Consider the following 24,105-nt stretch of genomic DNA (forward strand, 5'->3'; position numbering starts at 1 on the left):
CCCCCCCGTCCATGCGGTGGTGGGTCTCGATACGCCGCGTGCCGCGGCTACTCGACCAGCATGAGGATGCCGCGTTCCGCGGCTTCCCGATCAGCATGCTGCGCGCCGCTGTGGTCGCCGCCGAGGCGGACCTCCGTCAGGCGCGGCCCTGGAGGATGAGGTTCCAGTAGACCCAGGGGAGCAGGTAGCGGTCGGCGAGGAAGGTGAGGCGGCGCTCCTTCGCGAGGCCCTTCCAGAAGGGGATGGTCGGCTTCGGGCGGTAGCGGTCGTCGAACTCGGCGAAGACGACGGTCGAGCGCGAGACGACGAACGGGCAGACCGAGTAGCCGTTGTAGACCTGGGGGAGCGGCTTCCCCTTGCGGGCGGCGACGAGGTTCTTCGCCAGGGTCTTCGTCTGCTGCCGGAGCGCTCCGCCCGACTTCGAGTTGGTGGTCGCGGCGGCGTCGCCGAGCGACCAGACCTCGGGGTGGCGGGGGTGGCGCAGCGTCAGCGGGTCGACCTCGACGAAGCCGCCGACGCCGCCCTCCGCCACGAGTCCGGTGCCCGCTAGCCAGTCCGGCGCTGACTGCGGCGGCACGGCGTGCAGCACGTCGTAGGAGAGCGTCTCCCGCTGCTCGGTGCCGATGTGCCCGCCGTCGTGGTCGACACCCAGCTGCGCGCTCCGGCCGTCCTCGCCGGCGATGACGATCGTCCGCTTCTCGGCGTCCACCTCGACCAGCTCGCGGCTGTAGCGCACGTCGATCCCGTACTCCGCCACCTTTCGCTCGAGCTCCGCGTCGATCAGCGGCATCCCGAACATCGTCGGCGTCGGCACGACGAGCACGACGTGGACGTCCGCGAGCACGCCGATCTCGCGCCAGTAGTCGCAGGCGAGGTACATCGGCTTCTGCGAGGCGCCGGAGCAGGTGCCCGGGCCGCTCGGCTGGGTGAAGACGACCGTGCCGGAGCGGACGCCGCGGAGCACGCTCGACGCCTTCCGCGCGTACTCGAACTCGTAGTTCGAGACACCGACCGGCGACGCCATCGCCTCCGACAGCCCGGGCACCGCCTCCCAGTCCTTCTGTATGCCGGGGCAGACGACGAGGTCGCCGTAGCCGACCTGCCGACCGGAGGCGAGCACGACCGTCTTCGCGGCGGGGTCGATCGCCTCGACGCGGTCCCGTATCCAGGTCACACCCTTCGGCGTCACCGAGCCCTGCGGCCGGGTCGCCTTCGAGGCGGGAGCGGTGCCGCCGGCCACGTGGGAGAACATCGGCTGGTAGAGGTGCGTCTCGCGCGGCTCGATCACCGCGACGTCCTTCACGCCGTAGCGGCGGAGGCGTCCCGCGACCGAGAGCCCCGCGTTCCCCCCGCCGATGATCAGCACGTCGTGTCGGTCTGTCGTGGTGCCCGCAGCGGTCATGCCGCCACCCTAGGTCGGACCTCCGACACGGGCGCGGGCTTCCGCGAGCCGTCCGGACGTGCATCCCCGCCGTCAGCCTCGCTTCCGCCAGCCCAGCCGCGGCACCCGGCTCAGCGCCCGCTGCTCCGGCAGGCTCCAGCCGTAGCGCACCGCCAGCAGCCGGATGACGGCCGTGACCAGCACCGCGATCGGCGCCGCGTAGTCGATCACCATCCCGAACCGCAGCGCGACCACCAGCACGACTGTGCCGGCGGTCGCCGCGATCGCGTAGAGCGAGCCCACGTGCATCAGCGCGATCGGCCGGTTGAGCAGGATGTCCCGGATCACCGAGCCTCCGACGGCCGAGACGGTGCCGACGAACACGGCGGGCACCTCCGGCACGCCGAGCGAGAGCGCCTTCGTCGTCCCGATGGCGCCGAAGAGCCCGATCGTCAGGGCGTCGAGCGCCGTGATCGTGCCGTCGACCCGGTTGAGCACGTGCTGCAGCAGCATGCCGAAGAGCGAGGCCGTCACCGCGACGAGCAGGTAGGCGTTGGTGTGCAGCGCCACGAGCGGGGTCTGCAGCAGCAGATCGCGCAGCACGCCGCCGCCGAGCCCCGTCGCCGTGCCGATGATCGTGACGCCGAGCAGGTCGATCCGGCGGTCGCGGAACTCGCCCGCGAACATCGCACCTTGCAGGCAGCCGATCGCGATGGCGAGGAGGTCGGCCCAGGCGGGGATCTCGAAGAGGGAGGCGGCCACCGAGCCATCGTTCCACGGGCGGGAGCGGGCGGGTGCCGGTCCACCGCGGGGTTGTCAGGGGTGGGGAGGATAATCGAGCGCATGCCCACCTACCGTGACGAAGCCGTCGTGCTGCGCACCCACAAGCTGGGCGAGGCCGACCGCATCGTGACGCTGCTCTCGCGCAGCCACGGCAAGATCCGCGCGGTCGCGAAGGGCGTGCGCAAGACCGGCTCCAAGTTCGGCTCGCGGCTCGAGCCGTTCATGGTCGCCGACCTGCAGCTCTACGAGGGCCGGAGCCTCGACATCGTCACGCAGGCCGAGTCGCTCGGCGCGTACGGCGCGATCATCGCGGCCGACTACGACAGCTACACCGCGGCGAGCGCGATGGTCGAGACGGCCGACCGCCTCACCGACGCCGACGCGTCGCTGCAGCAGTACCTCCTGCTCGTCGGCGCCCTGCGCTCGCTCTCGAAGCACGAGCACGAGCCGGTGCTCACGCTCGACTCCTACCTGCTGCGCGCGCTCTCGATCGCCGGCTGGGCGCCGAGCTTCGAGGACTGCGCCCGCTGCGGCGCCCCCGGCCCGCACGGCGCCGTGGTCGTCCAGCTCGGCTCTGTGGTCTGCGAGGAGTGCACGCCCCCCGGCGCCCCGCGCGTCGCCCCCGAGGTGGTCGTCCTCCTCGGCGCCCTGCTCACGGGAGACTGGGAGCACGCCGAGACGACGGAGCCCTCGACCCGCTCCCGAGCGAGCGGCGTGGTCGCCGCCTACACCCAGTGGCACCTCGAGCGCGGACTGAGATCTCTGGAGCACGTCACCCGATGAAGCCGTTCACCCACAGGGACGCCGTCCCGTTCCGCCCCCTCGACTGGACCGGCGTGCACCCGCCGGAGCTGCCGCGCAAGGCGGTGCCCGAGCACGTCGCGATCGTGATGGACGGGAACGGCCGCTGGGCCAACTCCCGCGGGCTGACCCGGGTGGAGGGGCACAAGCGCGGCGAGGCGTCGCTGCTCGACGTGGTCGCGGGAGCGATCCAGATCGGCGTCAAGCACCTCAGCGTCTACGCCTTCTCTACCGAGAACTGGAAGCGCTCGCCCGACGAGGTGCGCTTCCTGATGGGCTTCAACCGCGACGTGCTGCACCGCCGCCGCGACCAGCTGAACGAGTGGGGCGTGCGCGTGCGCTGGGCCGGCCGGAAGCCGCGGCTCTGGGCGTCGGTCATCAACGAGCTGCAGTACGCCGAGAAGCTGACCGAGGGCAACGACGTCCTCACGCTCACCATGTGCGTCAACTACGGCGGCCGCACCGAGATCGCCGACGCGGTGCAGCGGATCGCCGCCGAGGTCGCCGCGGGCCGGCTGAAGCCGTCCGGCATCACCGAGAAGACGATCGGCAAGGCGCTCTACCTGCCCGACATGCCGGACGTCGACCTCTTCGTGCGCTCCTCCGGCGAGCAGCGCACCAGCAACTTCCTGCTCTGGCAGAGCGCCTACGCCGAGATGGTCTTCCTCGACCGGCTCTGGCCGGACTTCACCCGCGAGGACCTCTGGGGCGCGATCGAGCACTACGCCGGCCGCACCCGCCGCTTCGGCGGCGCCGTGGACGTGCCGGGCGCGTCCGCCTGACGCGCCCGGCACGATCGGCGGCTCAGCCGTCGGTCCCGCACCGGGTCGGGTCGGCCGGAAGGGTGCCCTCGACGAGGTAGGCGTTCGCGATGGCGGTCGCGCACGACGAGTCCCGGTACAGGGCGCCGTGACCGTCCGCGTCCACCTCGACGAGAGTGCTGTTCGTCACCTCGGTCTCGTGCAGCCGCACGGCGTCCGCGTGCGGCGTCGCCGGATCGTGCAGGTTGGAGGCGATGAGGATCCTGTTCCCGCTCGTGTAGGAGAGCGCCGGATCCAGGCGCTCGTACTCGCCCCACCGGTCGCAGTCCCGGACCGGGTCGTCCGCCTGCTCGAGGACGCCGAGCGGCCCCGTGCTCGTCGGACCCTCACCCGCGACCGGAGCGGCGCTCGCTCCGGGGACCGCGGGGACGGCGCAGTAGACGGCGTACTCGAGTGCTCGGTCGACAGCCGAGTCGTCGGTGCTCGCGACGACGTCCAGCGCGTCCGCGTCGCCCGCCACCACCCCGCGGAGGACGGCGACCGTCTCTCCCCACGAGGACCGCGGCTCGTACAGGCTGGTCAGCAGGAAGGACGCGAGTTCGCGGCCGCCCACCTCGGCGGGCGCGCCGTCGGGGCCGGTCGCCGTCCGGGGCTCCGCCGTCAGCGACTGCAGGAGGGCTGTGAGCTGCTCGGCCGCCGTCGTCGCATCGCCGGTGAAGGGGCAGGCGCCGATGCCGCCCGATGTGCAGGCGGCGAGGAGGCGCGTGAGGCTCGCCTCGAAGCCCTCGAGATCGCTCGCCCTGTTCCGCGAGGCGGTGTCCGCGACGCCGTCGAGGATCATCCGGCCGACGGTGTCCGGGAAGAGGGTCGCGTAGACGCTGCCGATGTAGGTGCCGTAGGAGGCGCCGTAGTAGTCGAGCTCCGGCTGCTGCAGCGCCTGCCGCAGCAGCTCGTGGTCCATCGCCACGTCCGTGCTGGACGCGTGGACGGCGAAGCGGCTGGTGCTCGAGCACGCCTCCACCGCACCCGCGTCGTCGGCGGTCATCGCCTGGACGTCGCAGGCGAGAGCCGTCTCGGGGCTGACGCCTCGCGGCTCGATGCCGACCACGTCGTACTTCTCGAAGACGGGAGCGGTCTCCGGCACGGTCGCCAGGCCGAGGGCCATGTTCCGCGCCGAGACGCCCGGTCCGCCCGGGTTGACCATGAGCACCTCGTCGTGCGGTCCGCCCACCGAGACCCTGATCAGGTCGAGGTCCACCGACTCGGAGGTGTCGGGGCGGCTCCAGTCGACGGGCGCTGCGATGCTGCCGCAGGTCGCATCCACTCCGTCGAGCCCCGTCACGGCCTCGCTCGGGCAGTCGAACCAGGAGGGCTCCCCGTGCTGGGTGAACCACGAGGTCACCAGCGCCCGGGGCCCGCTCGTCGAGTCGACCACCGTGCCGGCGGTGCCGGCGGTGCAGCCGGACAGCATCAGCGCCAGGAGGCACCCCGCGCCGATCATCGGATTCTTCTTCATCGTGTCCATCCCTCGTGAATCGCTCGTCACCGCTCATGTCGGCGCGATGCGGTCGTCGGCTCGTGATCCGCACGTCGTCGACCCGTCGCGCGATCGGCGGCGGATCCGGACGTCTCCGCGGCCTCGACGAGGCGGCGTCGCGTGCGAGTGGTCAGCGTAGGGAGCGGGGGCCGCAGAGACCGGGCCGGCGTGCAGTGGACGCTGTTCGGAGATGATCGCGGTGCGGTGGGCCTACTCTTCTCCGTCCGCCTGCCCGCGAGACACCTCGGCTGGTGGGGGGAGTCGGCGTGACGGAGGGGCGGGCCCGATGGCGCCGCTGGCTACCATCGGAGCATGACGATCGGGACCAGCACACTCCGCGTCGGGCTCGTCGGCTACGGACTCGCCGGCCGGATCTTCCACGCACCGTTCCTCGAGGCGCACCCGGACGTCGCGCTGGTCGTGATCTCGACCAGCGATCCGGAGCGGGCGGCGGCGGCCGCCGCTGCGCATCCCGGCGCACGGATCGTCGCCGGCCTCGACGCGGTGCTCGCCGAGGGGCCCGACCTGGTCGTCCTCGCGACGCCGCCCTCCGTGCACCGCGAGCAGGCCGAGCAGGTGCTCACCGCCGGTGTCGCGGTGGTCATCGACAAGCCGTTCGCGCCGAGCACGGCCGACGTCGACGCGATCCTCGCCGCCTCCGAGGCGGGCGGGGCGCCGGTGTTCGTCTTCCAGAACCGCCGCTGGGACGCCGACTTCCTGACGTTGCGCCGGCTCCTGGCGGAGGGAGCGCTCGGTGACGTGATCCGCTTCGAGTCGACGTTCGAGCGCTGGAGCGCCCCGAAGACCGGCCGCTGGCAGACGGCGATCGGCCCGGCGCAGGGCGGCGGCATACTCTTCGACCTCGGCAGCCACCTCGCCGACCAGGCCCTGGTGCTCTTCGGCCCGGCCGTCGTCACCGCGGCGGAGACCCGCGTCGTGCACGCGGGCGGCGCGAGCGAGGACGACGCCTTCGTCTCGCTGCTCCACGAGTCCGGCGTGCGCTCGCACCTGACGATGAGCCGGGTCGCCCGCGCCTCGGCGCCCCGCTTCCGGGTGCTCGGCACGCGGGCGGCGTTCTCGGTCGACGGCCTGGACCCGCAGGAGGGCGCGCTGCGCGGCGGGGGCGCCACTCCGCTGGACGAGGACTTCGGCGTCGTTCCGCCGGGCGCGGAGGGGATGCTGACCGACGAGCACGGCACGACGGCCGTGCCGAGCGAGCGCGGGAACTACGCCGCCTTCCTCGCGGGAGTCGTCCACGCCCTGCTCGACGGCGCTCCGTCACCCGTCGACGTGCACGACGCTCGAGCCGTGGTCGCGCTGATCGAGCAGGCCCACGCCCTCGCCGCACGATGACGCACGACGCGCCCGGTGCTGCCGCGAGGTTGGCGATCCGGGCGTCGAGGGGGATCCTCGGAGGGTGAGCACCGCACCCCCGGCCCCCGCCGACCTCCGAGCGCTCTTCCCCGGCGCCCGCGGGTACCACAACGCCTGCACGCTGGGCCTGCCGCCTCGCGCGACCGCCGAGGCCCTGCGCGCGGACCTCGACGAGTGGTCGGCCGGCGGCGGCACCGCCGCGGGCTACGGAGCGGTCGCTGAGCGCGCCCGAGCCTCCTTCGCGCAGATCGCCGGAGTGCCGGTCGACCGGGTCGCGATCGGCTCGCAGACGTCGGCGATGGCCGCCGTGCTCGCCGCGTCGCTCCCGGACGGAGCGCACGTGCTCTGCGTCGACGGCGACTTCTCCTCCATCGTCTTCCCCTTCCTCGCCCAGGCCCACCGCGGCGTCGTGGTGCGATCGGTGCCCCTGGAGGCGCTCGCCGAGTCGGTCGAGGACGCCGACGACCTCGTCGTCTTCTCGGCCGTGCAGTCCAGCAGCGGAGCGCTCGCCGACCTCGACGCGGTCGTCCAGGCCGCCGCCCGCCACGGCGTGCGCACGGCCTGCGATCTGACCCAGGCCGCGGGCGTGCTGCCGGTGGACGCCTCCCGCTTCGACGCGACCCTCACGCACGCCTACAAGTGGCTCTGCTCGCCGCGCGGCGCCGCCTTCCTTACCGTCTCGCCCGAGTACGCGGCCGAGCTGCTGCCGGTGCAGGCCGGCTGGTACTCGGGGGAGGACGTCTGGTCCTCGTGCTACGGGCCCGCGATGCACCTCGCCGAGAACGCCCGGCGCTTCGACGTCTCGCCCGCCTGGCAGGCGTTCGTCGGGGCGGAGGCGTCGCTCGAGCTGTTCCGCTCGCTCGACCTCGCCGAGGTCTGGGAGCGCGCCTCCGGGCTGGGCGATCAGCTCTGCGAGCGCCTCGACCGCGCGCCGCAGCACCGCGCGATCGTCTCCTGGCCGGACGAGGACGGCGCCGATCTGGCGCGCCTGCAGGCCGCAGGGCTGCGCGTCTCGGGACGCGGCGGGCGCCTCCGGGTCGCCTTCCACCTCTGGAACGACGAGTCCGACGTCGACGAGCTCGTCCGGGTGCTGCGGGAATAGCTCCCCGTCGCCGCGGTTGTCCTCGGAGTGAGCGAAGCGCAGACCCCCATCACCGTCGACATCTGGTCCGACATCGCCTGCCCCTGGTGCTACATCGGCAAGCGCAAGTTCGAGCGCGGGCTGGCGGCGTTCCGCGCGGCGCACCCCGATGCGCCGGAGGTCGCGGTCGGGTACCGCAGCTTCGAGCTGTCGCCGGAGACGCCGGAGGACTACCGCGGCGGCACGGCCGAGTTCCTCGCCCAGCACAAGGGCGTCCCGCTGGAGCAGGCGCAGCAGATGCTCGACTCCGTCACCGCGATCGCGGCGGGGGTCGACCTCGACTACCACTTCGAGTCGGTCGTGCACGTCAAGACCGTCCGTGCGCACCAGGCGCTGCACCACGCGAAGGCGAACGGGCTCCAGCTCGAGCTGAAGGAGCGGCTGCTCCGCGCCTACTTCGTCGAGGGGCGCGACCTCGCGGACTCCGACGTCCTGGCCGCCCTCTCCGCGGAGGTCGGGCTCGACGCCGACGAGGCTCGGCGCGCTCTGGACGAGCAGCGGCACCTCGCCGACGTGCAGTCCGACATCGCGCAGGCGCGCGAGTACGGGATCAACGGGGTGCCGTTCTTCGTGCTCGACGGCCGCTTCGGGGTCTCCGGCGCACAGGAGCCGACGGCCTTCACCGAGGTGCTCGAGCACGTGCTGTCGCAGCGGGCGGTCGTCGCATGAGCGACCGAGTGCCGAGCGGGCCGTTCGAGATGCTCGGCGCGACGGACGTGCCCGTCTGCGAGGACGGTGTCTGCGCGGTCCCGGCGTCCGCGGCTCCCGCTGTCAGCGAGCAGGCTCCTCGATCGTGATGTCGGCGACCGTCGCGCCGTAGGCGGCGATCAGCGCGTCCGCGTCGACGAAGGCGCTCCGGCCGCTCGTGCCGGCGCCCAGGGCGATCCTGCGGCCGACGATCCGCTCGTCCGCGACGACGGGCCAGGCGGTCGTCGAGCCGATCGGCGTGATCGTGCCGCGGCGGTAGCCCGTCGCCTCCAGCGCCACCGACTCGTCGGGCAGGCGGAGCTTGTTCACGCCGACCACCGCGCGCAGCAGCGGCCAGGAGATCTGCCGGCCGCCGGGCACCAGCGCGAAGACGAAGCCGCCGTCGTGGCGCTTCACCACCAGCGACTTCACGATCGAGCCCGGCTCGATGCCCAGCAGCTCGGCCGCTTCGGCCAGGCTGCCGGCCTCCGGGCGGTCGACGATCTCGACGTCGAGTCCGCGCTCGCGCGCATCCGCCTCGAACCGCGCCGGGCCGTCCTCCCATGTGCGGTCCTCCGCAGTTCCGACCTCCACGGTGTCGTCCTCCACAGTGCCGTTCCCGTCCATCCGTCCCCACCTCTCCGCTCGTTCGCCTTCCCCAACACAGGATCTGGGAGAATCGATGCCGATGTCCTCCACTCTCATGGCCGCACCGCCCGCGCGCACCGCGCCGGCGCTCCGGATCGGCCCCCTCGAACTCGACGCCCCCGTCGTCCTCGCGCCCATGGCCGGGATCACCAACACCGCGTTCCGCCGGCTCTGCCGCGAGTTCGGCAACGGGCTCTACGTCAGCGAGATGATCACCTCCCGCGCGCTCGTCGAGCGCACCCCGGAGTCGATGCGCCTCATCCGCCACCACCCCAGCGAGAAGGTCCGCTCGATCCAGCTCTACGGGGTCGACCCGAAGACGGTCGCCGAGGCCGTCACCATGCTCGTCGCGGAGGACCGCGCCGACCACATCGACCTCAACTTCGGCTGCCCCGTCGCCAAGGTCACCCGCAAGGGCGGGGGAGCGGCCCTGCCGTGGAAGCTCCCGCTGTTCCGTCAGATCGTCGAGGGCGCGGTGCGGGCCGCGGGCGACGTCCCGCTGACGGTCAAGATGCGCAAGGGCATCGACTCCGACCACCTCACCTACCTCGAGGCCGGCCGGGCCGCGGAGGGCGCGGGAGTCGCGTCGATCGCGCTGCACGCCCGCACCGCCTCCGAGTTCTACAGCGGCCAGGCCGACTGGTCGGCGATCACGACCCTCAAGCAGGCGATCACGAGCGTCCCGGTGCTCGGCAACGGCGACATCTGGTCGGCCGAGGACGCGCTGCGGATGATGAGCGAGACCGGCTGCGACGGCGTCGTCGTCGGGCGCGGCTGCCTCGGCCGCCCGTGGCTCTTCGGCGACCTCGCCGCCGCCTTCGCGGGATCGGACGAGCGCTTCACACCGACCCTCGGCCAGGTCGCCACGGCCTTCCGCCGGCACGCCCAGCTGATCTGCGAGTTCTTCGAGAGCGAGGAGCGCGGCTGCCGCGACATCCGCAAGCACGTCGCCTGGTACTTCAAGGGCTACCCCGTCGGCGGCGACCTGCGCGCGAAGATGGCCTCCGTGGTCACCCTCGCCGAGCTCGACGAGCTGCTCGCCACCCTCGACCCGGACGTGCCCTACCCGGGCGAGGCGGCCGAGGGCCAGCGCGGCCGCGCCGGCTCGCCGAAGACGCCGTCGCTGCCCGACCGCTGGCTCGAGTCCCGCGAGCTGAACGCCGACCAGCGCGACGCCGTCTCGGCCGCCGAGATCCACCACAGCGGTGGATGACCGCGCGCTCTGGGGGTACTCGCTCGTCGACGTCGAGCGGTTCCTGCCGGAGGACCACAGCACCCGCCGCTCCGACTTCGCCCGCGATCGCGCCCGGCTCTTCCACTCCAGCTCGCTCCGCCGCCTCGCGGCGAAGACCCAGGTGCTCAGCCCGACCGCCGGTGTCGACTTCGCCCGCAACCGGCTGACCCACTCGCTCGAGGTCGCCCAGATCGGTCGCGAGCTCGCCACGAGCCTCGACCTCGACCCCGACGTCGTCGACACCGCCTGCCTCGCTCACGACATCGGCCACCCGCCCTTCGGCCACAACGGCGAGCGCGCCCTCAACACCTGGGCCGAGTCGATCGGCGGCTTCGAGGGCAACGCGCAGACCTTCCGGCTGCTGACGCGGCTCGAGGCGAAGGTGTTCGGCGAGGACGACCGCCCCTACGGCCTGAACCTCACCCGGTCGAGCCTCGACGCCAGCTGCAAGTACCCGTGGCCCGACACCCGCTCCGTCGCCGACCCGTCCGGCCGCGCCAAGTACGGCTTCTACGCCGACGACGAGCCGGCCTTCACCTGGATGCGCCAGGGCGCGCCCGAGGGCGTCCGCTGCATCGAGGCCGAGGTGATGGACCTCTCCGACGACATCGCCTACTCGGTGCACGACTTCGAGGACGCCGTGTTCTCCGGCTACATCGACGTCGCCGCGCTCGGGTCCCGCGTGGACCACGACGACCTCGTCGAGTCGATGCACTCCTGGGTCGGCGGCGAGATCGGGCACGACGAGCTCGTCGCCGCGTTCGACCGCCTCGACTCGCTCGACGTCTGGGTCGACTCCTGGGACGGCTCGCGCCGCGACCAGGCCCGGCTGAAGAACCTCACCAGCCAGCTCATCGGCCGCTTCGCCGCGTCCGCCACCGAGGCCACCCGCGACGCCTACTCCCACCCCGACCTCGTCCGCTTCGGGGGCCACGTCGTCGTGCCCCGCGAGCAGCAGGCCGAGATCGCCGTGCTCAAGGGCATCGTCGCCACCTTCGTGATGTCGCGGAACACCCGCCAGCCGATCTACGCCCAGCAGCGCGAGGTCCTCACCCGCCTCGCCGACACCCTCCTCGAACGCGGCGCCGGCGCCCTCGACGCCGGCTTCGCCGAGGACTGGAACGCCGCCGGCACCGACGACGCCCGCCGCAGGGTCGTCGTCGACCAGGTCGCCAACCTCACCGACCAGAGCGCCCTCAGCTGGTTCGAGAGGCTGTGCCACTGACGTGAGCGGGGCGCAGCCCCGCTCACGTCGGACGCCGGTCCCTGCCCGGCGTCCGCGCGGTCGGCTCCTCGGGGTGGTGCGTCTCAGAGAGCGGGTCGCGGACGCCTAGCGCGATTCGCTGGCACGCGAATCGCCCGTTCGGCTGCACCCTGCGGCGTGCATGCCGGAAGGCTGAGCTCTCCGGCACCCGTGCTGGTCGAGGAGGGCGCGGAGCGGCCGTATCGAGACCGACGTGTCCGGCGGGGTGGGTCTCGATACGCCGCGTTCCGCGGCTCCTCGACCAGCAGGTGGGCGCGGGTCTCGCGCTTCGCACGACGACGGCAGTCGCCCCGTGGTCTGAGGCTGCCTGCTCATGCTGGTCGAGTAGGGCGCGCAGCGGCCGTATCGAGACCGACGTGTCCGGTTCGGTGGGAAGCCCATGCTGATCGAGTAGGCCGCGCAGCTGGCGTATCGAGATCGACCAGCGTCAGCAGGACGAGTCTGCAGGCCCGTCCTGCTGGGGACGGTGGGTCTCGATACGCCCCTGCGGGGCTGCTCGACCAGCATGTGCGCGGGCGGAAAAGGCGCACTCGGCCGGGGGGCGGGTGGCGGCGGATACGATGGGGGACATGCCTCGGATTCGACAGACGGATGTCGAGGAGGTCAAGGCCAGGGTCAACATCGCGGACGTGGTCGGCGAGTACGTCACCCTGAAATCGGCGGGCGTCGGCTCGCTGAAGGGGCTCTGCCCGTTCCACGACGAGCGCAGCCCGAGCTTCCACGTGCGCCCCCAGGCCGGCTTCTACCACTGCTTCGGCTGCCAGGAGTCGGGCGACGTCTACAGCTTCGTGATGAAGATGGACCACACCTCGTTCAGCGAGACGGTCGAGCGGCTCGCCGGCCGCATCGGCTTCCCGCTGCAGTACGAGGAGGGCGGCGGCCAGGCCCCCGAGACCGGCGGACGCGCCCGGCTCATCGCCGCGAACAACGCCGCCGAGGAGTTCTTCCGCGAGCAGCTCGCCACCCCCGGCGCCGACGTCGGCCGCCGCTTCCTCGGCGAGCGCGGCTTCGACCGCGCCGCCGCCGACCGCTTCGGCGTCGGCTTCGCCCCCGACGGCTGGGACGGCCTCACCACCGCGCTCAAGCGCCGCGGCTTCTCCGAGGAGGAGCTGACCACGGCGGGCCTCGTCAGCAGCAGCAACCGCGGCGGCGTCTACGACCGCTTCCGCGGTCGGCTCGTCTGGCCGATCCGCGACGTCACCGGCCAGACCGTCGGCTTCGGCGCCCGCCGCCTGCTCGAGGAGGACAAGGGCCCGAAGTACCTGAACACCCCCGAGTCGCCCGTCTACCACAAGTCGCAGGTCCTCTACGGGCTCGACCTGGCCAAGCGCGACATCTCCCGCGGCCACCGGGTCGTCGTCGTGGAGGGCTACACCGACGTGATGGCCTGCCACCTCGCCGGCGTCACGACCGCGGTCGCCACCTGCGGCACCTCCTTCGGCGTCGACCACATCAAGGTCCTGCGCCGCGTGCTCGGCGACGACAGCGGCGTCGGCGAGGTCGTCTTCACCTTCGACCCGGACGCCGCCGGCCAGAAGGCGGCGATGCGCGCCTTCCAGGAGGAGCACCGCTTCGCCGCGCAGACCTTCGTCGCCGTCGCGCCCGAGGGCCTCGACCCGTGCGACCTCCGCCTCAACCGCGGCGACGACGCCGTGCGCCGCCTCATCGACGACAAGAAGCCGATGTTCGAGTTCGTCATCCGGCAGCTGCTGGCCCGATACGACCTCGACACGGTCGAGGGCCGGATCGCCGCCCTGCGCGCCGCTGCGCCCGTCGTCGCCGAGATCCGCGACCCGGCGCTGCGCCCGGGCTACTCGCGCGAACTCGCCCGGATGCTCGGCCTGGACATGTCCGAGGTCAACTCCGCCGTCCGCTCCGCCGGCTCCCGCGCGCGCAACGCCCCGGGCGGCCGGGACGAGCGCCCGCAGGAGGACGCCCCGGAGGCTCCCGCCGGTGCCCGGATCGCCGACCTCCCCGTCGACGTCGTCACGCGGATCGAGCGCGAGGCGCTGATGGCCATGCTCCAGCTGCCCCAGGTGATGGGGGAGTCGCTGCTCGCCCGCGCCGCGCACGCCGCCGTCACGAACGAGACCCTCCGCGTCGTCCGCGACGCCGTCGTCGCCAATCTCGAGCGCGCGCAGGACCGCGACTGGGTCGAGCACGTCGCGGCCGACGTGCCCGGGCCGTTCGCCTCGCTCGTGCACCAGCTCGCCGTGGCGCCCATCCCAGCCGCCGACGAGGCCGGCCTCGCCCGCTACTCGAAGGACGTGGCGATCTCGCTGATCGAGCGCGACCTCCTGCGCGAGATCGCCGAGCTGCGCGGCGCCCTGCAGCGCGCCTCGACCGACCCGGTGCTCTCCCGCGCCGTGCAGGTCCGCCTGGTCGAGCTGGAGCGCGAGAAGCGGGCCCTGCGCACCGAATGAGGGCGCCGCGAGTGCCGCGTGCCCTCGATGAGGGACGTGTTGCAGTCGTGTGAAGAAAGCGCCGGACGGCCCGCGCCGGTTCGGAGAGCGCTTCCGCATGTGTTACCACTGAGGAACAGCAATGCGGGCGCTCAGCGTCGTGGCCCCCGTGCGCCCAGAGAACACCGTGCGCCTGAAGGACAGTGCGCCGGATCGACACCGCTCCGCACGGACCCGTGCGCGACGGACTCTGCGCCGCGGGACCGCGTTCCACGCCGAGGTCCGCATCCGATTTCTGACAGGAAGAGGCAGACGGAGATGACATCCGGATTCACTCGCGGTTCGCGGGCACTCGGCACGGCAGCAGGCTTCGCCGCGGTCGCGCTCGTGCTGGCGGGCTGCTCCGCCGGCGGCGGGGACTCGACCGGCGGCGCGGCCGGCGGCACGCTCACCATCGGCACCACCGACAAGATCACCACGCTCGACCCCGCCGGTTCGTACGACAACGGCTCCTTCGCCGTGATGAACCAGGTGTTCCCGTTCCTGATGAACACCCCCTACGGCAGCCCGGACGTCGAGCCCGACATCGCCGAGTCGGCCGAGTTCACGGCGCCGACCGAGTACACGGTCACGCTCAAGGACGGCCTGAAGTGGGCCAACGGCCACGACCTGACCTCCTCGGACGTCAAGTTCTCCTTCGACCGCCAGGTCGCCATCGCGGCCGAGAACGGCCCGTCGTCGCTCCTCGCGAACCTCGACAGCGTCGCGGCGCCGGACGACACCACCGTCGTCTTCACGCTGAAGTCGGAGAACGACCAGACCTTCCCGCAGATCCTCTCGAGCCCCGCGGGCCCGATCGTGGACGAGGAGGTCTTCTCGGCCGACGAGCTGACCGCCGACGCGGACATCGTCTCGGGCGACGCCTTCGCCGGGCAGTACACGATCGCCAACTACGACGTGAACAACCTCATCCAGTACAAGGCGTACGACGACTACCAGGGCGTGCTCGGCGCGGCGAAGACGGGCACGATCAACGTCAAGTACTACGCGGACAGCTCGAACCTCAAGCTGGACATCCAGGAGGGCAACATCGACGTCGCGTACCGGAGCCTCTCCGCGACCGACGTCGAGGACCTCCGCGGGAACGACGCCGTCAAGGTCGTCGACGGTCCCGGCGGCGAGATCCGCTACATCGTCTTCAACTTCGACATGCAGCCGTTCGGCGCGACGACCGCCGAGGCCGACGCGGCCAAGGCGCTCGCCGTCCGCCAGGCCGCGGCCGATCTGATCGACCGCCAGGAGATCGCCGACCAGGTCTACAAGGGCACCTACACCCCGCTGTACTCCTACGTCCCCCAGGGCCTCACCGGCGCGACCGAGTCCCTCAAGGGCCTCTACGGCGACGGTCAGGGCGGTGTCGACGCCGACAAGGCGGCCGCCACGCTCCAGGCCGCGGGCGTCACCACCCCGGTCACCCTCAACCTGCAGTACTCGAACGACCACTACGGTCCGTCCTCGGGCGACGAGTACGCGCTGATCAAGGACCAGCTCGAGTCGACCGGCCTGTTCACCGTGAACCTGCAGACGACCGAGTGGGTCCAGTACTCCAAGGACCGCTCGAGCGACGTCTACCCGGCGTACCAGCTCGGCTGGTTCCCGGACTACTCCGACGCCGACAACTACCTGTCGCCGTTCTTCATCAAGGAGAACTTCCTCGCGAACCACTTCGACGACGCCGACGTGCAGAGCCTGATCGCCGAGCAGGTCTCCACCACCGACGCCGATGCGCGCACCGCGCTGATCGAGGAGATCCAGGACAAGGTCGCGGCGCAGCTGTCGACCCTGCCCTACCTCCAGGGCTCGCAGGTCGCGATCGTCGGCAGCACCGTGAGCGGAGCCGAGGACACCCTCGACGCCTCGTTCAAGTTCCGCTACGCGGCGCTCAGCAAGGGCTGATCCACCCCTCCGGCCGGCGCCTCCCCACCCGGGAGGCGCCGGCCGTTCTCCACGAAAGGCATCACGTGACGACAGCCACGACGGCTGCGGCGACGGCGCCCACCCGGCGACCGCGCGGCTCCGGAGGAGGACTCGGGCGCTATCTGCTCGTCCGCTTCCTGCTCATCATCCCGACCGTCTTCATCCTCGTGACGATGGTGTTCCTGCTCATGCGCTCGACGGGCGACCCGATCACCGCGGCGCTGGGCGGTCGGCTCACCGCCGACCAGCTGGCCGAGCGCGTGGCCGCGGCCGGCTACGACCGCCCGCTGATCGTGCAGTACCTCGAGTACCTCGGCAACCTGCTGCGCGGCGACTTCGGCACCACCCTGAGCGACAACCGCCCGGTCACCGAGGTGCTGGTCACCTACGGCGCCGCGACCGTCGAGCTCGCCTTCTACGCCCTGATCGTGGCGTTCCTGGTCGGCATCCCGCTCGGGATGCTCGCCGCCTACCACCGCGACCGCACGCCCGACGCGGTCCTGCGCATCTTCGCGATCCTCTGCTACGCGACCCCCGTCTTCTTCGCGGGGCTGCTGCTCAAGCTCGTCTTCTCGGTCTGGCTCAAGTGGTTCCCGGTCGCCGGCCGGGCGACGACGAACACCGAGCTCTCGCTGCAGTTCCTCGAGAACAAGACCGGCATCTACCTCATCGACGCGATCCAGACCGGCGACCCCGCCGCCGTGGGCGACGTGCTCTCGCACGCGGTCCTCCCGGCGATCGCGCTCGGCCTGCTGACCGCCGGCATCTTCCTCCGCCTCGTGCGCACCAACGTGATCGGCACCCTCGGCACCGACTACGTCGACGCCGCCCGCTCGCGCGGAGTGAGCGAGTTCCGCCTGGTCCGCACGCACGCCTACCGTCCGGCGCTCATCCCGATCATCACCGTCATCGGCCTGCAGATCGCCCTGCTGCTGGGCGGCGCGGTGCTCACCGAGACGACCTTCGAGTGGAAGGGCCTCGGCTTCCAGCTGGCCGAGTACCTCCAGGCGCGCGACTTCGTCGCCGTGCAGGGCATCGTCGCCCTGCTGGCCGTGATCGTGGCGCTGACCAACTTCATCGTCGACGTCATCGCGGCGCTCATCGACCCGCGAGTGAGGTACTGACCCATGAGCACCACCACTCCGGCGCGCCCGCGCCGCCGCCTCGTCGATCGGCTGCCGGTCGTCCACCAGCTCCGGCAGAGCGTGGGCCTGCAGCGCGGGATGCTCGTCACCGGTCTCGTGATCACCGGTGCGTTCCTCCTCGTCGCGGCCCTCGCCCCGCTGATCGCCCCCTACGGCTACTCGCAGCTGCGCACCGGCACCGAGTCGTTCGGCGCGCAGCAGCCGCCGAGTGCCGAGCACCTGCTCGGCACCACCGTCGGCGGCTACGACGTCCTCTCGCGCGTGATCTGGGGCGCGCAGACGGCGTTCCTCGTCATCGTCGTCGCCGTCGTGCTGTCGATCTTCCTCGGCGTCTTCCTCGGTCTCGTCTCCGGCTACCTCGGCGGCTGGCTCGACCGCGTGCTCGTCGTGATCTGCGACGCGATCTACGCCTTCCCGACCCTGCTGCTCGCGATCGTGATGTCGATCGTGATCTCCGGCGGGCAGTCGAACCTCTGGTCGGGCATCTTCGCCGCTGCGGTCTCGATCACGGTCGTCTACATCCCGCAGTACTTCCGGGTGATCCGGGCCGAGACGGTGCGGATCAAGGGCGACGCCTTCGTCGAGTCGGCGAAGGTCATCGGCGCCTCGACCCCGCGGATCATGTTCAAGCACGTGCTGCGGAACGCCACGCGCACGCTGCCGCTGATCTTCACGCTGAACTCGTCCGAGGCGATCCTCACCCTCGCGGGCCTGGGCTTCCTGGGCTTCGGCATCGAGCCGACCTCGGCCGCCGAGTGGGGCTACGACCTCAACAAGGCGCTGTCCGACGTGACCAGCGGCATCTGGTGGACCTCGGTCTTCCCGGGCCTGGCCATCGTCCTCGTCGTGCTCGGCATCACGCTGGTCGGCGAGAGCCTCAACGACCTCGCCGACCCGCGCCTGCGCGGCCGGCGCGCGGTGGCCGCCGGTTCCGGCGACGTCGCCGCGACGTCCGTCGTCCCGGGCGGCGCGCTCCCCGCGGACGGCCTGGAGACGCCGGGACACGATCCCGTCGCCGGAGTGGAGAAGACCCGATGAGCGTCCAGCGTCCCGCCGACAGCCGTCCCGCCGACGCGGGCTCCCGCCCGATCGTCGACATCCAGGACCTCGAGGTCGCCTTCGCGAGCGACCGCGGCGCCGTCCGCGCGGTGGCCGGCGTCAGCCTCCGGGTCGAGCGCGGCGAGGTGCTCGCCGTCGTCGGCGAGTCCGGCAGCGGCAAGACTGTGACCGCCAAGACCATCCTCGGCCTGCTGCCCGAGACGGCGACGGCGTCCGGCGTCATCCTGCTCTCGAAGAAGGACGGCAGCTCGTCGACCGACGTGGTCTCCGTGCCGAAGTCGCGTCTGCGCGAGCTCCGCGGCACCGATGTCGCGATGGTCTTCCAGGAGCCCGGCACCGCGCTCAACCCGGTCTTCACCGTCGGCTGGCAGATCGCGGAGGGTCTGCGGGCGCACGCCTCCGTCTCGCGCAAGGACGCGCGCAAGCGCGCCATCGACGTGCTGCGCACGGTCGGCATCCCCGAGCCGGAGAAGCGCGTCGACTACTACCCGCACCAGTTCTCCGGCGGCCAGAAGCAGCGCGTCGTCATCGCGATGGCGCTCGTGCTCGACCCCGGCCTGATCGTCGCCGACGAGCCGACGACGGCCCTCGACGTGACGGTGCAAGCCGAGATCCTCGACCTGCTCCGCCGCTGCCGCGACGAATTCGGCACCTCGATCGTCCTGATCACCCACAACATGGGCGTCGTCGCCGACCTGGCCGATCGCGTCGCGGTGATGTACCAGGGCGAGCTGGTCGAGGAGGCGCCGGTCGCCGAGCTGTTCGCCGCTCCGAAGGCCGAGTACACCCGCAAGCTGCTCGCCGCCGTGCCGCACGTGGGCCAGGGCGTCGCCCGGGCGAAGGAGCGCGCCATCGAGCGCGCCGGCGCCCCGGAGGCGGAGACGCTCGTCCTCGCCGAGGACCTGCGGATCCAGTACCCCGGCCGCCTCGGCCGCCCCGGCTTCGTGGCCGTCGACGGTGTCTCCTTCCGCATCCGCGCGGGCGAGGTGCTCGGCCTGGTCGGCGAGAGCGGCTCGGGCAAGACGACCATCGGCCGGGCGATCGCGGGACTGACCACCGTCACCGGCGGCTCGCTGCGCGTGCTCGGCAAGGAGATGCGCGGCATCCGCGAGCGCGCCTTCCGTCCCGTCCGCGGCGACATCGGCTTCGTCTTCCAGGACCCGGCGTCGAGCTTCAACCCGCTGCTGACGATCGCCGAGTGCGTCGCCGAGCCGCTGATCGTGCACGGCCGCGCCCGCGACGCCGGTGCCGCCCGGAAGCGGGTCGACGAGCTGCTCGAGGCGGTGCAGCTGCCGCGCTCCTACGGCGACCGCTACCCGCACGAGCTCTCCGGCGGTCAGCGGCAGCGCGCGAGCCTCGCGCGCTCGCTCGCGCTCGAGCCGAAGCTGCTGATCGCCGACGAGCCGACCTCGGCGCTCGACGTCTCGGTGCAGGCGCGCGTGCTCGAGCTGTTCGCGGAGCTGCAGCGCGAGTTCGGCTTCGCCTCGCTCTTCATCAGCCACGACCTCGCCGTCGTCGACCTGCTCGCCGACCGGATCGCCGTGCTCTACCGCGGCGAGCTGGTCGAGGAGGGCACGGGCGAGGAGGTGCTGTCCGCGCCGAAGCACCCGTACACGCAGCGGCTGCTGGCCTCGCTGCCGGTGCCGAACCCGGGGGAGCAGGCCGAGCGCCGCGAGCTCCTGCGCAGCATCGTCGAGGCGGAGCGGAAGGCGTGAGCCGAGCCGCCGCCGCCTCGGCGCCCATCGTCGTCGACGACCTCAGCGTCGAGTACCCGCCGCGCGGCATCAGCGGGCGCTGGACCGCGCTGCGCGGGGTCAGCCTGCGCGTCGAGCCGGGCGAGGTGCTCGGCATCCTCGGCGGCAGCGGCTCCGGCAAGTCGACGCTGGCGCGCGTCCTCGGCGGCGAGGGTCTCGACGGCCCGGCCGGCGCCGGGGCGCGGACGCGGCCGGTGATCATCGGCGGCGAGGCCACCGTCTCCGGTCACCGCCTCCGCGGGATGCCCGCCCGCGAGATCAAGCGCTTCACCTTCGACGTCGCGCACCTGGCGCAGGACGCCGGCGCGGTGCTGCGCCCGGAGCTGACCGTCTCCGAGCTGATCGCCGAGCCGATCTTCCTCCGCGACCGGCACTACGACCCGAAGAGCGCGGCGGTGCGGGTGGCGACGCTGCTCGACTCCGTGCACCTGCCGCTGTTCCTGCTCGACCGCTTCCCGTACGAGCTCTCCAGCGGTCAGCGGCAGCGCGTCGCGATCGCGCGCGCCCTCGTCCTCGGCCCGAAGGTGCTGATCGCCGACGAGCCGACCTCCGGCATCGACGCGACCGTCCGCGAGTCGATCGTGGACCTGCTCACCGATCTGCGGCGGCAGGAGGGCTTCGCCGCGGTCGTCGTGAGCCACGACATCGACGTGCTCAGCCGGGCCACCGACCGGATCGCCGTGCTGGTCGAGGGCGAGGTGGTCGCCTACGGCCCGCTGCTCGAGGTGCTGAACGACTCCCGTCACCCGTACGTCCGCGAGCTCGGCGCCGCCTTCGCGGAGTTCGAGCGCTTCGACGCCTCCCGCGCCGCGCGCACGGCGCCCGCGGAGGAGGCCGGATGAGCGAGCCGCGAATCGCGGTCCTGCCCCGGCCGAAGCAGATCTTCACCGACGCGATCGAGGCCGGCGGCGGCTCCGTCGTCGGCGTCGAGGACGCGGAGGCGCTGCTCTGGCTCTCCTACGGCCGCACCGACGAGCTCGCCACGGTGCTCGCCGAGCACCCGGGCCTCCGCTGGGTGCAGCTGCCCTGGGCGGGGGTCGACGTGTTCGCGCCCGTGCTGCGCAGCACTCAGCGGGAGGGGCTGCGCTGGACGAGCGCGAAGGGCGCCTACGCCGAGCCGGTCGCCGAGCACGCTCTTGCGCTGACCCTCGCGCTGCTGCGCTCGCTGCCCGAGCGCGCCCGCGCCGACTCCTGGGGAGCGAAGCGCGCCAGGACCCTGCACCGCGCACGGGTCGTCGTCGTGGGCGCGGGCGGCATCGCCGTGGAGCTCCTGCGGCTGCTGAGCGTCTTCGACGCGCACGTCACCGTGGTGCGCCGGAGCGCCGCGGAGGTGCCCGGAGCCGACCGCACGGTCACCGCGGACCAGCTGCCCGACGTGGTCGCCGACGCCGACGTCCTCGTGCTCGCGGCCGCCGCGACCGACGGCACCGCCCGGCTGGTCGACGCCGAGCTGCTGCGGCGGCTGCCGGCCGAGGCCGTGCTGGTCAACGTCGCCCGGGGGAGCCTCGTCGACACCGACGCCCTCGTCGCCGCCCTCGCGGAGGGACGGCTCGCCGGGGCCGCCCTCGACGTCACCGACCCGGAGCCGCTGCCGGACGGGCACCCGCTGTGGAGCGAGCCGCGCTGCCTGATCACCCCGCATTCCGCGGACACCCCGGAGATGACGACGCCTCTGCTCGCCGAGCGGGTCCGCGCCAACGTCGCCGCCTTCGCCGCGGGTCGCGAACTGCTCGGCGTCGTCGACCCGGCGCTCGGCTACTGATCCAGGATTTGGAGTTCGCGCAGACTTTGCTAAAGTAGTCACGCGCTGTTCGCCTCCGGGTGAGCGGATGATCCTCGATAGCTCAATTGGCAGAGCAATCGGCTGTTAACCGGTAGGTTCTTGGTTCGAGTCCAAGTCGGGGAGCGAAGGGCCTGGGACTCCACTCCTGGGCCCTTTTTCGTGCCCTCGAGTCGGTCCTCCGGGCCCGGTCTCCGCTCGTCGTTCCCTGCGTGCTCACCGGCCGGCCGTGCTCTCTGCCACGACCCCGACCGGAGCCCCCATGCGCGACGACGTCCTCGACCTCCTCCGCCGCCGGCCCGACGTCGAGGCCCCCGACCTCGTCGCGGTCGACGCGAGCGACCGCCTCCTCCTCGACCTCGCCGCGGGGCACTCCCGGGTCGCCGTCGTCGGCGACGCCTTCGGCGCGCTGACGCTGGCCCTCGCCGCCGACGGCGTGGCGGTCTCCTCCGCCCAGGACTCGATCGTCGCCGAGCGGGCCCTCGCCGCCAACGCCGAGGCGGTCCGCGCCGCCGGCATCGAGCTCGCGCCCTTCACGATCGCCGACTCGATCGCCGACGCGGTCGAGGGCGCCGAGATCGTGCTGCTGCGCCTCCCGCGCTCGCTCGACGCGCTGGCCGCCGTCGCGGCCGAGGTCGCGCTCGCGAACCCCGCCGCGCAGCTCATCGGCGCCGGCCGGATCAAGCACATGTCGCTCGGCATGAACGAGGTCCTGGCCCGCCGCTACGACCGGATCGACGTCAGCCTCGCCCGGCAGAAGTCGCGGGCGCTCCTCGCGAGCGAGGCGAAGGCGGAGCAGCCCGCTGCTGCCGGTGCGGAGCGCCGCCGTCTCGAGGCGCACGGGCTCGAGATCGTCGCACTGCCCGGCGTCTTCGCCGGGGCCAAGCTCGACCTCGGCACGCGGGCGCTGCTCGCCGCGCTCGACCTGGCCGCGCTGCCCGGGGGAGTCGCGGTCGACCTCGGCTGCGGCTCCGGAGTGCTCGCCGCGTCGCTCGCGCTCGCCCGCCCGGACCTCGACGTGATCGCCACCGACAGCTCCCGCGCCGCCGTGGAGTCCGCCGGCGCCACCGCCGAGGCGAACGGCCTGGGCGACCGCATCCGGCTGCTCCGCGACGACAACGCCTCCACGATCGCCGACGGCTCGGTCGACGTGGTGCTCTGCAACCCGCCGTTCCACTCCGACGGCGCGGTGACCGACCTCGTCGCGCGCCGGATGATCGCGGCCGCCGGCCGCATCCTCCGCCCCGGCGGCGAGCTGTGGACGGTGTTCAACTCGCACCTCGCGCACCCGGCCGAGCTGCGCCGCTCCGTCGGGCCGACCAAGATCATCGAGCGCAGCGCGAAGTTCACCGTCGCGCGCAGCCGCCGCGAGGGCTGAGCACTCACCCGAGTCGGGAGGGACGACCGCAAGCCCCCGCCGCGCCTCCGGCTCCGGCGCCCGCTCCCGGGTACGATCGCTCTCCGGCGTCCCCCGCGCCGTTCCCTGATGCCCCGGAGGCCGTCGTGCTCGAAGTCGTCCTCGTCCTCGCCCTGATCGTCGCGGCGGGGGCGATCGTCCTGTGGCGCCGCTCCGCCGCCGCCGAGCGCCGCGCGCTCGACAGCCGGGCCGAGGAGGCTGCGCGCGCCGTCGCCCTCGAGCTGTCCGTCCGGGAGCAGGAGGCGCGGCTGCGCATCGTCGGCGAGCTCGAGCAGCTCGCCGTCCGCGCCGCGTCGAAGGTGGTCGAGGAGGCCGAGAGCGTGCGCCTCACCATCGACCGCGATCCCGCCGCCGCCTCGCGCTCCGCCGGGCGGGCCGTCAGCGCCGCGGAGGCGTCGCTCGCCCAGCTGCGCCGCATCGCGACGGTCGCCGCGGTCGATCCGCGCGAGCTCCCCGCGACCGGCGGGACGGACGCCCTGATCGAGAGCGCCCGCGAGCGCGGCCTGGTCGTGCAGGAGGAGACGTTCGGCGAGCCGTTCCCGCTGCAGGACGGCGCGGACGTCGCCGTGATGCGCGTGCTCGAGTACGCCTTCGACGAGGCCCTCGAGTCCGGCGGCACCGGCACCGAGCTGCGGATCACCTCCCGCTGGACCGCCACCGGCCTGCGCGTCGAGGTCGACGACGACCGCGAGCGCCACGCCGGCGCCGAGTCCGACGCGAGCGCCGTCGACGCCGACCTGCATGCGCTGACCGACCGGATCGACAGCCCCGCGCTCTCGGAGCTGCGCGAGCGGGCCGGCCTCTTCGGCGGCGACGTCGTCGAGAAGCGCACGCCGGGCGTCGGGCGCAGCGTCACCGCGTCCTTCCCGACCGTGCGCCACCACAACGGCGTGCACGGCGTCGACCTGGCCTAGGTCAGGGAGCGCCGGCCGGGAATCGGAGCGGAGTCGAAGTCCCTCG

20 protein-coding genes and 1 tRNA gene are annotated in these 24,105 nt (G+C 72.7%); 17 read left to right on the forward strand and 4 right to left on the reverse strand.

The window, feature by feature from the left end:
* Positions 1 to 136: 136 nt before the first annotated feature.
* Positions 137 to 1,402 (reverse strand): FAD-dependent oxidoreductase, encoded by a 1,266-nt coding sequence (locus tag EDF35_RS08410; protein ID WP_133961814.1) that lies wholly within the window; start codon positions 1,400 to 1,402, stop codon positions 137 to 139.
* A gap of 72 nt (positions 1,403 to 1,474) precedes the next feature.
* Positions 1,475 to 2,143, reverse strand: coding sequence for a TRIC cation channel family protein (locus tag EDF35_RS08415; protein WP_243586590.1), 669 nt, complete (start codon positions 2,141 to 2,143; stop codon positions 1,475 to 1,477).
* An 81-nt stretch (positions 2,144 to 2,224) separates the two neighbouring features.
* Here EDF35_RS08415 and recO point away from each other — a divergent pair, with 81 nt between their 5' ends.
* Positions 2,225 to 2,947 carry a DNA repair protein RecO gene (gene recO / locus EDF35_RS08420; RefSeq protein ID WP_133961816.1) on the forward strand — a complete coding sequence of 241 codons (723 nt, stop codon included), beginning with the start codon at positions 2,225 to 2,227 and terminating at the stop codon, positions 2,945 to 2,947.
* Positions 2,944 to 3,747: an isoprenyl transferase gene (locus tag EDF35_RS08425; RefSeq protein WP_123732113.1), complete on the forward strand. Its 804-nt coding sequence runs from the start codon at positions 2,944 to 2,946 to the stop codon at positions 3,745 to 3,747. Before recO ends, EDF35_RS08425 begins: the two co-directional genes overlap by 4 nt.
* Positions 3,748 to 3,769: 22 nt before the next feature.
* Here EDF35_RS08425 and EDF35_RS08430 read toward each other — a convergent pair whose 3' ends face one another.
* Positions 3,770 to 5,242 carry an alpha/beta fold hydrolase gene (locus tag EDF35_RS08430; protein ID WP_133961818.1) on the reverse strand — a complete coding sequence of 491 codons (1,473 nt, stop codon included), beginning with the start codon at positions 5,240 to 5,242 and terminating at the stop codon, positions 3,770 to 3,772.
* Between the two features lie 333 nt (positions 5,243 to 5,575).
* Between EDF35_RS08430 and EDF35_RS08435 the strand changes: the two genes are divergently transcribed.
* From EDF35_RS08435 to EDF35_RS08445, 3 genes are all read left to right on the forward strand, one after another.
* Positions 5,576 to 6,616, forward strand: a complete 1,041-nt coding sequence (locus EDF35_RS08435) for a Gfo/Idh/MocA family oxidoreductase (RefSeq protein WP_133961820.1) — start codon at positions 5,576 to 5,578, stop codon at positions 6,614 to 6,616.
* A 64-nt stretch (positions 6,617 to 6,680) separates the two neighbouring features.
* Positions 6,681 to 7,739 (forward strand): aminotransferase class V-fold PLP-dependent enzyme, encoded by a 1,059-nt coding sequence (locus tag EDF35_RS08440; RefSeq protein WP_133961822.1) that lies wholly within the window; start codon positions 6,681 to 6,683, stop codon positions 7,737 to 7,739.
* 27 nt (positions 7,740 to 7,766) lie between these two features.
* Entirely contained in the window at positions 7,767 to 8,447 is a 681-nt protein-coding gene (locus tag EDF35_RS08445; RefSeq protein WP_133961824.1) for a DsbA family oxidoreductase, read from the forward strand.
* 102 nt (positions 8,448 to 8,549) lie between these two features.
* Here the strand turns inward: EDF35_RS08445 and EDF35_RS08450 are convergent, their stop codons facing one another.
* Entirely contained in the window at positions 8,550 to 9,059 is a 510-nt protein-coding gene (locus tag EDF35_RS08450) for a YbaK/EbsC family protein (RefSeq protein WP_243839906.1), read from the reverse strand.
* Positions 9,060 to 9,153: 94 nt separating this feature from the next.
* Here EDF35_RS08450 and dusB point away from each other — a divergent pair, with 94 nt between their 5' ends.
* From dusB to EDF35_RS08510, 12 genes are all read left to right on the forward strand, one after another.
* Positions 9,154 to 10,326 (forward strand): tRNA dihydrouridine synthase DusB, encoded by a 1,173-nt coding sequence (dusB, locus tag EDF35_RS08455; RefSeq protein ID WP_243839907.1) that lies wholly within the window; start codon positions 9,154 to 9,156, stop codon positions 10,324 to 10,326.
* Positions 10,319 to 11,572, forward strand: coding sequence for a deoxyguanosinetriphosphate triphosphohydrolase (locus tag EDF35_RS08460; RefSeq protein WP_133961828.1), 1,254 nt, complete (start codon positions 10,319 to 10,321; stop codon positions 11,570 to 11,572). The genes dusB and EDF35_RS08460 overlap by 8 nt, the downstream gene beginning before the upstream one ends.
* A gap of 608 nt (positions 11,573 to 12,180) precedes the next feature.
* Positions 12,181 to 14,034, forward strand: coding sequence for a DNA primase (gene dnaG, locus EDF35_RS08465; protein ID WP_123445638.1), 1,854 nt, complete (start codon positions 12,181 to 12,183; stop codon positions 14,032 to 14,034).
* A gap of 297 nt (positions 14,035 to 14,331) precedes the next feature.
* Positions 14,332 to 15,969: an ABC transporter substrate-binding protein gene (locus EDF35_RS08470; RefSeq protein WP_133961830.1), complete on the forward strand. Its 1,638-nt coding sequence runs from the start codon at positions 14,332 to 14,334 to the stop codon at positions 15,967 to 15,969.
* Between the two features lie 65 nt (positions 15,970 to 16,034).
* Entirely contained in the window at positions 16,035 to 17,114 is a 1,080-nt protein-coding gene (locus tag EDF35_RS08475) for an ABC transporter permease (protein WP_123703132.1), read from the forward strand.
* Positions 17,115 to 17,117: 3 nt separating this feature from the next.
* Positions 17,118 to 18,173 carry an ABC transporter permease gene (locus EDF35_RS08480; protein ID WP_123732121.1) on the forward strand — a complete coding sequence of 352 codons (1,056 nt, stop codon included), beginning with the start codon at positions 17,118 to 17,120 and terminating at the stop codon, positions 18,171 to 18,173.
* Positions 18,170 to 19,909, forward strand: a complete 1,740-nt coding sequence (locus EDF35_RS08485) for an ABC transporter ATP-binding protein (protein ID WP_133961832.1) — start codon at positions 18,170 to 18,172, stop codon at positions 19,907 to 19,909. Before EDF35_RS08480 ends, EDF35_RS08485 begins: the two co-directional genes overlap by 4 nt.
* Positions 19,906 to 20,790 (forward strand): ATP-binding cassette domain-containing protein, encoded by an 885-nt coding sequence (locus tag EDF35_RS08490; protein WP_243646352.1) that lies wholly within the window; start codon positions 19,906 to 19,908, stop codon positions 20,788 to 20,790. The genes EDF35_RS08485 and EDF35_RS08490 overlap by 4 nt, the downstream gene beginning before the upstream one ends.
* Positions 20,787 to 21,710 carry a D-isomer specific 2-hydroxyacid dehydrogenase family protein gene (locus EDF35_RS08495; protein ID WP_133961834.1) on the forward strand — a complete coding sequence of 308 codons (924 nt, stop codon included), beginning with the start codon at positions 20,787 to 20,789 and terminating at the stop codon, positions 21,708 to 21,710. Before EDF35_RS08490 ends, EDF35_RS08495 begins: the two co-directional genes overlap by 4 nt.
* 71 nt (positions 21,711 to 21,781) lie before the next feature.
* A tRNA-Asn gene (locus EDF35_RS08500) sits at positions 21,782 to 21,854 on the forward strand.
* A 136-nt stretch (positions 21,855 to 21,990) separates the two neighbouring features.
* Positions 21,991 to 23,106, forward strand: a complete 1,116-nt coding sequence (locus tag EDF35_RS08505; protein WP_123703139.1) for a class I SAM-dependent methyltransferase — start codon at positions 21,991 to 21,993, stop codon at positions 23,104 to 23,106.
* A gap of 125 nt (positions 23,107 to 23,231) precedes the next feature.
* On the forward strand, positions 23,232 to 24,059 hold the full coding sequence (locus EDF35_RS08510) for a hypothetical protein (RefSeq protein ID WP_133961837.1): 828 nt from the start codon (positions 23,232 to 23,234) through the stop codon (positions 24,057 to 24,059).
* The last annotated feature ends 46 nt before the right edge of the window (positions 24,060 to 24,105 follow it).

This window comes from Rathayibacter sp. PhB151, from assembly GCF_004366415.1.
Lineage (GTDB): Bacteria > Actinomycetota > Actinomycetes > Actinomycetales > Microbacteriaceae > Rathayibacter > Rathayibacter festucae.